This is a genomic window from Lentilactobacillus sp. TOM.63 (assembly GCF_030361045.1).
Lineage (GTDB): Bacteria > Bacillota > Bacilli > Lactobacillales > Lactobacillaceae > Lentilactobacillus > Lentilactobacillus dabitei.
Map to the genome: position 1 here is coordinate 1 of NZ_JAUCAP010000086.1, position 10097 is coordinate 10097.

A 10097-nucleotide genomic window follows, 5' to 3' on the forward strand; every position below is an offset into this window, starting at 1 on the left:
AAAAATCTTCGTGGTGGTTGACTTGGATGAACGGACAGGAAATGTCCGTTTTTTTATTCTAACGAGAAACAAAAAATTTGTCATCAGTAATAGATAAAATCTATTACCAACAACAGATATTGTAGAACCCAAAAAAGCCCCACATTGCAGTACCTTCTTAAGGTAATTGAACCAGAAAGAAGGCACACGCAATGTAGGACTAAGTGTCAAAAATATACTCATGTCTGAGATTTCAAACAGTTCATAACTGGCGCGACACGCTATTTAGTATAAGTCAGCGCGATGGTATCACCATTTTTAACTGTATAAGCACCGATTGAGGAGTTGGGTTCGTTACCGTTAACGTAATATAACCAACCGGAATAAGGACCGTTAGCACCAGCTTTGTAACTACCGATGCCATTGATGTAGACGGCAGGACCAGAACCACTCGTTGAAATGGCTAATCCAGTTTGAGCAGCCAAAGCGTTCAAAGCATCCATCCCACTAGCACCTGCAGCAACAGTCACACTTCCACTAGCCAGAACCGAGCCATTTGCGGTGACAGTTACTGTGACGGTTTCAGTTGTGTTGCTAGGGTTAACTGGCGTTACCGGTGTATTATTTGAAATGATTCCACCGTTATTGGTTGTCGTTGAACCTGAAGTGGTTGGGGTAACAACTGTTGTTGAAGATGGCGTTGTTGAGTTGGGCGTTGCTGGATTGGCATTAGTTGTCGTTGCTGTGGTGGTTGAACTTGTGGCACCGCTTGTTTTGTTAATCTTGGTTGCTAAAACCAATTTCTTATTAGCAGACACATAGTGACCGTTTGTTAATTGTAACCGAGTAGTGTTACCATAATTAACCACTTTATTGACTGATAACGCCGTACTCTTTTTAACATGACGTTTCTTATTGGTTAGTTGAACTTTGCCATATTCATTGATTCCTTTAGGACTGATTACCTTGATTCTGGTTACTTTTGCGGAATAGTAAGCATTGGCAAAATACTTCGAACCAGATAACGTGTAACCGGTTTTACCACTCTTGAGATCTTTGACCTTGTAAATGGCTCGACCTTGTTTGTTAGTCGTTTGGTTAATGACTAAGAACATTGGTCGATTGATCCGAGCTTGTTTCTTGTAAGTCTTTGAAAGATTTCCCTTGGTAAAGTTGGTTCCCTTGTATAATCTAACGGTAGTCAAGCCATAAACAACAGAGCCTTTGGCTGAATGACGCTGCTCAGTGGTTTTCTGAGTTGTTGTCGGGGCAACCGTGGGTGAACTAATCGGCGTGATTGTTAGCGGACTTGGCGCAGTCGTTGACACCGAAAGGCCATTGTTGGTTACTGTTGTAGCGGGGCTATGAGTGACTACGACATTATTAATTTCAGTAACGCCGGCGTTTCGGTCAGCAATAGCGGCAGCGCTTGTACTGTCAGCATTAATCTTGTCAGTATAAGTTGTCAGAATCTGATTGACGCTGGCGATGGCGTTACTTTTATCAGTGGCGGTTGCTAAGGAGTCGTTGTTGATGGCTTGTTTCTTAGCGTTTGCCGCAGCATTCAAAGCTCCAAGCTGACCTACTGTATATGATGGGTTTTGATCAAAATTAAGAATTGAACCGTGACCACCATCGTTTGTGAATCTTGCTTGCTGTAAAGCTAAGGTCCCTTCGTAAAGTAGGAAAGTATCACTTGGTGTGGAAGTTACTTTTTGGTCGAGTAACCTTTGGATTGGAGAGGCATAATTCGAATCGCCATTCAGTGAGGAATACACATTAACGCCATAAGTTGCCAAAGCGTTGGTTAAAGTGACGTTATTGTAATTGGTCTCAGCTTCCGAACCAGACGGATTAGAATTTGCGACAAAGCCACCATCCTTTTGATAAAGTTCGTCTTCAACTGCAGAAACGGCTTTCCGGAGTGCTGTGGCCGTTGCTTGGTCGGTATTATTCATAGCAAGCACTAATATTGCTTGACCAGTGGGATCAAGAGTTGTTGAAACCTGTTTTTTGGTAGTTGAATCAGTGTAACTGTCAATCCATAAACCATTTGTTTCTTGCTTATCAATTAAGTTAGTGATTAACGATTGTTTGGCACTTTGAGCTGCAGAACCATAATTACCGGTACTGAGTGCCTCCAGATCGTTTACGATTGCGTAGAAATCTGTTGCTGTGTTAGCACTAGTAACAACATGAGTTATGAGATTCTTGCCATCAACGTTTGTGGGATCTTTTCCAATTGCTCTGAGACCAATAATAGCCGCAGTGTCAGAAATCGCGTTATACCTTAAATCTGTTTTTCCACTAATGTAGGCATTATTCGAAACAATTGTGTTATAAATAGTCTGTGCCTGTGCATCTGTAATGCCGTTTGGACTCATTGCTAAAATTGGCGCGTCCCAAGCACCAAGTGAATTGCCCTTCTGTGCCGTGTTACTTACCCCTGCATTAATTGCTGCGTCAACGTCTGATGCAGTATCAGCTTTGGCGGTTGAGCCGCCGCCTATAACTAATAGGAAGACGCCCAAAATGAGTGAGATCCAATAAACCAACTGTTTCTTCTTCATAATACCCTCCTCAAAAATAAGTGAGCGGAGCAAAGCGGTTAACAATCGGAACGTAAGTCGCCTTGAACGGAAATTCCGGTTTGGGGAATTTTTGTTCGAGGTGCTTACGAGCAGATTGTTGCTTTGCGCAGCTGTCCTAAGAATAAATCAATAAAATCAGCACTTCCCCATCAAAAAAGCCCAGCTAAGAATCTAGCTAGGGCGGCTCATCATTGATAACTTGAATACGGATATGACTGAAACCAGTCTACATACCGCATCACTAGGTTATTAATTGACAAAGCCAACCCTTTAGAAGCTTTGCAATCCGCATCATAAGCGTCTCCTGACTTGATATCATCCTAATGCTGTCTTCTTACCAGTGAGTTGCGGCAGATTAGTCCATCATACAGTAGCTAAGGGGCTGTAAAGGATTTTCACCTTTTTCCGAAATTATGATGCTTCTTAACAATGAAAATTGTAACACATGGGGTAACCGTTTCCAACAAATAGCAATGATAATGAATTAAAACTGAAAGGCAGAAATTAGTCGCTAACTGCTGTATCATGTTAATAAATTATTAATGGAGGTCGACATATGAAAATTGTAGATTTGGATGGTTATGCGTTAAATCCTGGTGATTTAAGCTGGGAAGGGTTTGAACAGTTTGGTAAGTTGACTAATTATGACCGGACAGCGGATGACGATGCTGAAATTCTGAAGCGAATCGGGGATGCCGAAATTGTTTTGACAAACAAGACCCGATTGGATAAGAAGGTCATTGATGAGGCTCGCCAGTTAAAATATATTGGCGCTTTGGCGACTGGGTATAACGTTGTCGATATTGAAGCTGCTAAGGAGAACAATGTTATTGTGACCAACATTCCAAGTTATGGGACCGATGCGGTTGCCCAGCACACTTTCGCGTTGCTTTTGGAGATCACTAATCAGGTTGGCCTTCATAGTGAAGCCGTTCGAGACGGCGAGTGGACTACTGCTCAAGACTTTACGTTCTGGAAGACGCCCTTGATTTCTTTGACTGGTAAGACGTTGGGAATTATCGGCTTCGGACGAATTGGACAAGCCGTTGCTCAGGTTGCCCATTCATTTGGGATGAAGGTGATTTTTTATAATCATCATCATAAGGATGTGGCCGAAGATTGGATTGCTCAGGTGACTTTGGATCAGTTGTATGCCAAAGCTGACGTGATCAGCCTGCATACTCCCCAAACGGCAGAAACTGAAAATATGATCAACCAAGCGGCCATTGCTAAAATGAAGGATGGGGTGATTCTGATCAATACTGCTCGTGGTGGGCTGCTCAATGAAGCTGATGTTGCCGCAGCGTTAAACTCTGGGAAGCTGTATGCTCTCGGGGCCGACGTTGCGTCAGTGGAGCCGATTAATCACGATAATCCACTGTTAACCGCCAAAAATGCTTTTTTGACACCCCATATTGCTTGGGCAGCCACTGAAATTCGGGCTCGCTTGATGGGCATCGCGGTCGATAATTTGAAAGCTTACTTGGATGGCCAACCAAAGAACGTTGTTGATTAATTTGTAAAACGGATTCTTTGACAGTTAGGTAATTCTATCGATAAGATGTAGGTGATAGATTAACGACTTGTCTGCCAAAGGAGGTCTTCTGCTGTGAGAACATTAATTTTGTTTGCGACCAAGTATGGGAATGCAGACAAGTGTGCCCATCTTTTGAAATGTCAGCTGGATGGTGAAGTGACCATTCAGCCAATTGATGCAGCCGAAAGTCTGAATGGGTATGACACTGTCGTAATTGGCGGTTCGATTTACATGGGAAAGATTCAACCGACCGTGATTCGGTTTTGCCGGCAGAATCAGGCGTTGTTATTGAAGAAAAAATTGGCATTGTATTTGTGCTGTCTCACTCGCGATCCTTCAGCGGCGTTCTTTAAAAAGTATTTCCCTCAAGGCTTACTTGATCATGCGGTAGAAGTTGCCTCCTTTGGTGGTGAAGTTGATTTTGACCGGCTTAATTTCTTATACCGAATGATGATGAAATTATTGATGAGAACTAAGGACTTCGAGAAAAATTATCGGAATCCGGGATTGTTGACGGACGAAATTGAAAAAATGACCAAAGCGTTGAACCAAATTGAGTCGTGAATGATTGAATGGATAAAATAATTTGAATAGATATGTGATGGGTGATCTCTTTTGGGAGGTCACTTTTTTTGGCTTGGGGAAGAGCGGATTCTAATGACGTCATGGCCTTTCAGCTTAAGCTTCATAGCAGAACGATCCTGAGAATATTCCCATTTGATTTTAGATCGTTTCAAACGTTTACTAAATATTTACACCCGCTAAACATCGTTTTTACATTGACCCCCCACAATAAGGACCGTAGTCAAATAAATGATTTTGAGGTGAGATCTTTGTCAATTACTCTAAACAATGTTCGTAAGGATTACGATAGTCAAACCGAAGTTTTAAAAGACATCTCAGTTAATGTCGAAACGGGTGAGTTCTTTGTCATCGTTGGTCCTTCCGGATGTGGTAAAAGTACGTTATTGCGAATGATCGCCGGCCTGACGCCCATTACTGCCGGTGAAGTCAAGATTGATGATACGGTTGTGAACGACCTGCCCCCAAAGGCCCGAAAGCTGACGATGGTTTTCCAAAACTATGCGTTATTCCCGTTTCTAAGTGTCTGGGACAATGTAGCGTTTGGATTGAAAGCTCGAAAATTAGCGACTGACGATATTAATGCTCGGGTTAAAGAAGCCCTGAAGATGGTTAATTTAACTGATTTAGCAAAACGCAAGCCCCGTGAATTATCCGGTGGGCAACGACAACGAGTTGCTTTAGCCAGAGCGGTTGCCAGCGATGCCAAAATTTGTTTGATGGATGAGCCGCTTTCCAACTTGGATGCCCAATTGCGAATTAAAATGCGTCAAGAAATCTATGCCCTTCAACGTAAATTAGGATTAACTTTGATTTACGTCACCCATGATCAAGTTGAAGCTATGACGATGGCTGATCATATCATGGTCTTACATGATCGCCATGTTCAGCAAATCGGAACCCCTAGCGAAATTTATCAAAATCCCCGAAATGATTTTGTGGCTAAGTTCTTTGGAACACCGCAGATCAACATTTTGCCAGCAACCCGTTCTGAAGAAAATAGTCATATGGTCAACGTCTCGTCTGATTTACAAATTGTACTGGATGAAGCAGCGCCTGCAGAAAACTTGCAGATTGGCATTCGGCCTGATGACATGAAGGTTCAGCTAGCAGAAGGCGTTGATGCCAATGCGGTTGTGAAGAACACCGAATTCCTCGGGGACCAAACCATTGTTTATGCCACATTGAATAGCGGTCATGACATTCATGTGGTGGTTCCTGGTAAGGCTGACTTCAGGAATTATGAACCCATTAAGGTCACTGCAGATTCCAACCTGATGTTCTTCGATGCGACTGGTAAGCGAATTGATATCTCGAAGGAGGCATACGTTCATGCTTAAATCACCTGCATCTGGTAGTTCGACGGCCCCAATCAACCAAGCGGAAACAAAAGCGAAGATTGAGGCATCTGAAAAGGATTTTTCGTTAAACGCAAAAGATAAATATTATGCCTTATTATTTTTAGGACCGTCATTATTGATCTTAGGTATCTTCATTTTCTACCCAATGTTTAAAACCCTCTATTTGAGCTTGTTTCTAACAAATACGGTTGGGAAACCAACGGTCTTTGTGGGACTTTCTAATTACATTAACCTATTGACGTCGGCAGATTACTTGAACAGCCTGGCGGTCACGATGGTTTATGTATTGGCAGTTACCGCCTTAACGATTGCGTTGGGGTTGCTGCTTGCCAGCCTGGCTAGTAAAAAATTAGCTGGTATCGGCATTTTTAGAACCTTATTTTCCTCCACGATGGGGGTTTCTGTTTCAGTAGCTGCGATCTTTTGGTTGTTTATTTTCAATCCATCTACCGGATTTCTATCACTTGTTAGCACCTGGTTGCACTTACCAATGATCGGCTGGCTGACTGATCCGATGTGGGCAATGGTCGCAGTCATTATCACCACCGTTTGGATGAACCTTGGCTTTACCTTCCTGATCCTCTTTGGGGCCATTCAGTCCGTACCAACGACACTTTATGAAGCTGCCAGTATCGAAGGCGCCTCGTCGCGATTCCAATTTTTCCACATTACGATTCCATCAATTTCACCAACTTTGTTCTTTGTTTCGATTGTGACTCTAATTGCAGGTTTCAAGAGTTTTGGCCTGATTGATTTGATGACTAAAGGTGGGCCAACCAATGCGACTAACATGTTGGTTTACCGAATATATAAGGATGCCTTTTATAGTGGAAATTTTGCGCAAGCAAGTGCGGAATCATTGATTTTGACCGTGATTATTGCGCTGTTCACGTTATTGCAATTTAAAGTTTTGGAAAAGCGGGTGAACTACTAATGAATGTTGTCGCAAAGCCTAAATTGGCTCGGAATATTGGGAGTTATATTCTCCTAGCCGTCTTGGCACTGGTGGTGTTAGCCCCGTTCTTTATTGGATTATGGACTAGCTTTTTGCCCACCATGCAAATTGCCAAGGGAAACTTTTTAAGTACCGATTTATCGTTTCAGAATTATATTGATGCCTTCACGCAAACCCCAATTTTGCATTATTTAGGCAACAGTCTGGTGATTTCGACTGTGACGATGTTTGCTCAACTTCTGTTTTGTTCGATGAGTGCCTATGCGTTTGTGTTCCTCGACTTCAAGTACAAACGATCTCTGTTTGTTCTCGTGTTGGCGACGATGATGCTACCATTTGAAGCTGAAATTATCCCTAACTTCTCCACCGTTAAAGCGATAGGCTTGTTGAACAGTTATTCAGTGATGATTATTCCATTTCTAACTTCGGCATTTGGAATCTTCATGTTACGGCAATCGTTTAAGCAGATGCCCGCTGAACTAAAGGAGGCTGCGGATATCGAAGGCCTTGGTCATCTTCAATTCTATTGGAAGATTGTGATGCCCTATAACCGAATCCCATTGATCACACTGGGAGCTTACAGTTTCTTAGGTGCTTGGAACCAATACCTGTGGCCAATGTTGACAACCTTCAGTAATTCGTTTCGACCAGTCCAAAATGGGCTGCGCCAGCTGCAGTCAGAGGAAACGTTCAACGATTGGGGCATGATTCAAGCAACTGCGGCTATCGTTGTGATTCCAACCTTGATTGTCCTGTTTGTGGGTCAGCATTACTTCAAATCAGGTGCGAATGAAGGTGCGGTTAAATGATGGGAAAAATTGGTCTATTTTTAAAAAATCACTTGCTTCCAATTATTGCGATTGTTGTGGTTGCCATTGGGGTTGTTTTCGTCAATGCTTCCCACAGTGAAACCAACGCCAAAGCCGGCCGAACCCCAATTGTTTTCTGGCATGAAATGGGTGGCCCTGCTGAACAAGCATTGGATAAGATGGTTGATAATTTTAACAAATCTCAGAATAAGTATGAGGTCATTCCTCAATACGAAGGGGCCTACGATGAAGCGGTCCAAAAGATTATCCAAAGTCATGGGACCAGCGCCTCACCTGCGTTATTTCAATCGTTTGATATTTCAACTGCTCAAATGATGCACAGCAAGTACACGACCCCGGTTCAGAAATTCATTGATGAAGATCACTATGATACCAGCGACATTTCACCAGTTGCCCGCTCATTCTATTCAAATAAGGGGCAACAATTAGCGATGCCATTTAACACGTCGCAGCCAGTGTTGTACTATAACGCAACGTTGTTGAAAAAATATGGCATTACCCCGCCTTCTAAATCGCCTAGTTATAGTGAAATTACGCGAGTCGCTAAGGAATTGTACGCAAAGTCTCACCATAAAGTAAAGGGAATGACGATGGAAATCTATGGCTGGTTGCTTGAAGAGGCTTTAGCTAACGATAAGACCAAGCTGATTAACAACGGCGACGGTCACCAAGGTAACCCAACCAAAATTAATGTGAACAATCCCAACACGGTTAAATTTCTTAAGTGGATTCGGACTAACATCAAATCAGGCGACTTTGTGAACTATGGTTCTGGTGCCAGCGCTGAAACCAATGAAATTGCGGCCTTCCTGGCTGGTAAATTAGGAATTTTCGTTCAGTCGTCAGCCTATATTGGCCAACTAACCACCGGCAATAAGAACAAACTTGGCATTAGCTACTTCCCTCATCCGGATGGGACCAAAGCTAACGGAGTCGGAATTGGTGGTGCGGCCCTGTGGATTTCAAACGATAAACCTGAGAAGGTTCAAAAGGGGGCCTTTGAGTTCATTAAGTACGCTGAAAGTGCTAAGAATCAAGCTAATTGGCAGGTTGCGACCGGCTACTTGGCTTTGAATAAAAAGTCGCAAAAAGAAAAAGCCTTACAGAATCTTTATAAGAAGATCCCAGCTGCCAGAGTTCCCGGTGAACAACTTGCCAGCGCCAAACCGAACAATGCCAACTCGGGAATTTTGATGGAAGGGATGCAATTAACCCGTGAATTAGAAGAAACGGCGATGGAAACGGTCTATAACGGCGGCAATATCGATAGTGCCCTGACGACCGCCAACAAAGCCATGAATGCTAATCTGCTGACCACTAATAAGGCCGATGGTAGATAGGCATCGGCTGATGATGTAGCGAAGAGAGAATGGAAAGGAAGTTATTCAAATTGAAAACGAATACCTTAATTTTTGGTCATCGGGGGTATCCCCACAAGTTTGTCGAAAATTCTCTGGATGGATTTATTTATGCGATTGATCATGGTGTTGAAGGCCTGGAATTTGATGTCCATCTGACCAGAGACAATATCCCGATCATCATGCACGATGAAAAAATCAATCGGACCACTGATGGTAAAGGCAAAATTAATGACTATACATTAGAAGAATTGCGTCAGTTCCATCTCAAAGACGGCCAAAAAATCCCCACTTTAAAAGACTTGTTAATCGTTGCCAATCAACAGCCAGTTCATTTGAATTTGGAGTTTAAGACAAATAAGATTCACTATCCCCACATTGAACAAATTGTGTTGGATATGGTCCGCCAATACGATCTCGAATATCCGGTGATCTATTCTTCGTTTAATCTGGATTCGTTGAAGATAGCTTACCAAATTGATCCAGCTCAGCAGTATTGTTTGCTGGCAGATCATCCAATTTTACACGCCAAGGAATTAATCCAAAAGGAACATTTAGCCGGACTTCATCTTAACCATTATCAGTCGTTGGATAACGTTAAAGAACGAATTTGGACGGTTGATGATCCGCGCAAGCAGGCAAAGTTGTTGGCTGAACATGTGGCTGGCATCATTACCGATAATTTTGAAGAGGCCGAACGGGTTAAGAACAGTGCAATTGCCTTATCACGGGCATAAGTCGTTAACGGCACCTCCAATATACGAAATGGGAAACTCCCAAATTAAACAAAGATTGGGACGAAAGGCGTTTTGATCCCAGAATTTAAGTCTTGAATTTACACTTTAAGTGCAACACTAATTAAATAAAGAATGGCCCATGGCCAAATTTCTGTAAAATGATGTTT

Annotated in this window: 8 protein-coding genes and 1 riboswitch; of the genes, 7 read left to right on the forward strand and 1 reads right to left on the reverse strand. The window is 42.7% G+C overall.

Annotated features, from left to right (window positions below):
- Positions 1–260: 260 nt before the first annotated feature.
- Positions 261–2549: a DUF5776 domain-containing protein gene (locus QUF07_RS12145; RefSeq protein ID WP_289427598.1), complete on the reverse strand. Its 2289-nt coding sequence runs from the start codon at positions 2547–2549 to the stop codon at positions 261–263.
- A 300-nt stretch (positions 2550–2849) separates the two neighbouring features.
- Positions 2850–3032, reverse strand: a riboswitch (cobalamin riboswitch).
- A gap of 94 nt (positions 3033–3126) precedes the next feature.
- Here QUF07_RS12145 and QUF07_RS12150 point away from each other — a divergent pair.
- The 7 genes from QUF07_RS12150 to QUF07_RS12180 all read left to right on the forward strand — a co-directional run bounded on the left by QUF07_RS12150 (position 3127) and on the right by QUF07_RS12180 (position 9930).
- Positions 3127–4086 carry a D-2-hydroxyacid dehydrogenase gene (locus QUF07_RS12150; protein WP_289427599.1) on the forward strand — a complete coding sequence of 320 codons (960 nt, stop codon included), beginning with the start codon at positions 3127–3129 and terminating at the stop codon, positions 4084–4086.
- A gap of 93 nt (positions 4087–4179) precedes the next feature.
- Positions 4180–4671, forward strand: coding sequence for a flavodoxin domain-containing protein (locus tag QUF07_RS12155; protein ID WP_289427601.1), 492 nt, complete (start codon positions 4180–4182; stop codon positions 4669–4671).
- A gap of 269 nt (positions 4672–4940) precedes the next feature.
- Complete coding sequence (locus tag QUF07_RS12160) at positions 4941–6029, forward strand: ABC transporter ATP-binding protein (RefSeq protein ID WP_289427603.1); 1089 nt, start codon at positions 4941–4943, stop codon at positions 6027–6029.
- The gene (locus QUF07_RS12165; protein ID WP_289427604.1) at positions 6022–6984 is read left to right on the forward strand and encodes a carbohydrate ABC transporter permease; all 963 of its coding nucleotides are present in this window, start codon (positions 6022–6024) and stop codon (positions 6982–6984) included. The genes QUF07_RS12160 and QUF07_RS12165 overlap by 8 nt, the downstream gene beginning before the upstream one ends.
- Positions 6984–7814 carry a carbohydrate ABC transporter permease gene (locus tag QUF07_RS12170; protein WP_289427606.1) on the forward strand — a complete coding sequence of 277 codons (831 nt, stop codon included), beginning with the start codon at positions 6984–6986 and terminating at the stop codon, positions 7812–7814. Before QUF07_RS12165 ends, QUF07_RS12170 begins: the two co-directional genes overlap by 1 nt.
- Positions 7814–9175, forward strand: a complete 1362-nt coding sequence (locus QUF07_RS12175; RefSeq protein ID WP_502879035.1) for an ABC transporter substrate-binding protein — start codon at positions 7814–7816, stop codon at positions 9173–9175. The genes QUF07_RS12170 and QUF07_RS12175 overlap by 1 nt, the downstream gene beginning before the upstream one ends.
- Positions 9176–9225: 50 nt before the next feature.
- A complete protein-coding gene (locus QUF07_RS12180) occupies positions 9226–9930 on the forward strand; it encodes a glycerophosphodiester phosphodiesterase family protein (RefSeq protein WP_289427610.1) in 705 nt (234 codons plus the stop codon).
- Positions 9931–10097 lie beyond the last annotated feature (167 nt).

Coding starts and splice junctions, on each gene's coding strand:
- QUF07_RS12145 (WP_289427598.1), bottom strand. CDS start 2,549: ATGAAGAAGAAACAGTTGGTTTATTGGATCTCACTCATTTTGGGCGTC.
- QUF07_RS12150 (WP_289427599.1), top strand. CDS start 3,127: ATGAAAATTGTAGATTTGGATGGTTATGCGTTAAATCCTGGTGATTTA.
- QUF07_RS12165 (WP_289427604.1), top strand. CDS start 6,022: ATGCTTAAATCACCTGCATCTGGTAGTTCGACGGCCCCAATCAACCAA.
- QUF07_RS12170 (WP_289427606.1), top strand. CDS start 6,984: ATGAATGTTGTCGCAAAGCCTAAATTGGCTCGGAATATTGGGAGTTAT.
- QUF07_RS12175 (WP_502879035.1), top strand. CDS start 7,814: ATGGGAAAAATTGGTCTATTTTTAAAAAATCACTTGCTTCCAATTATT.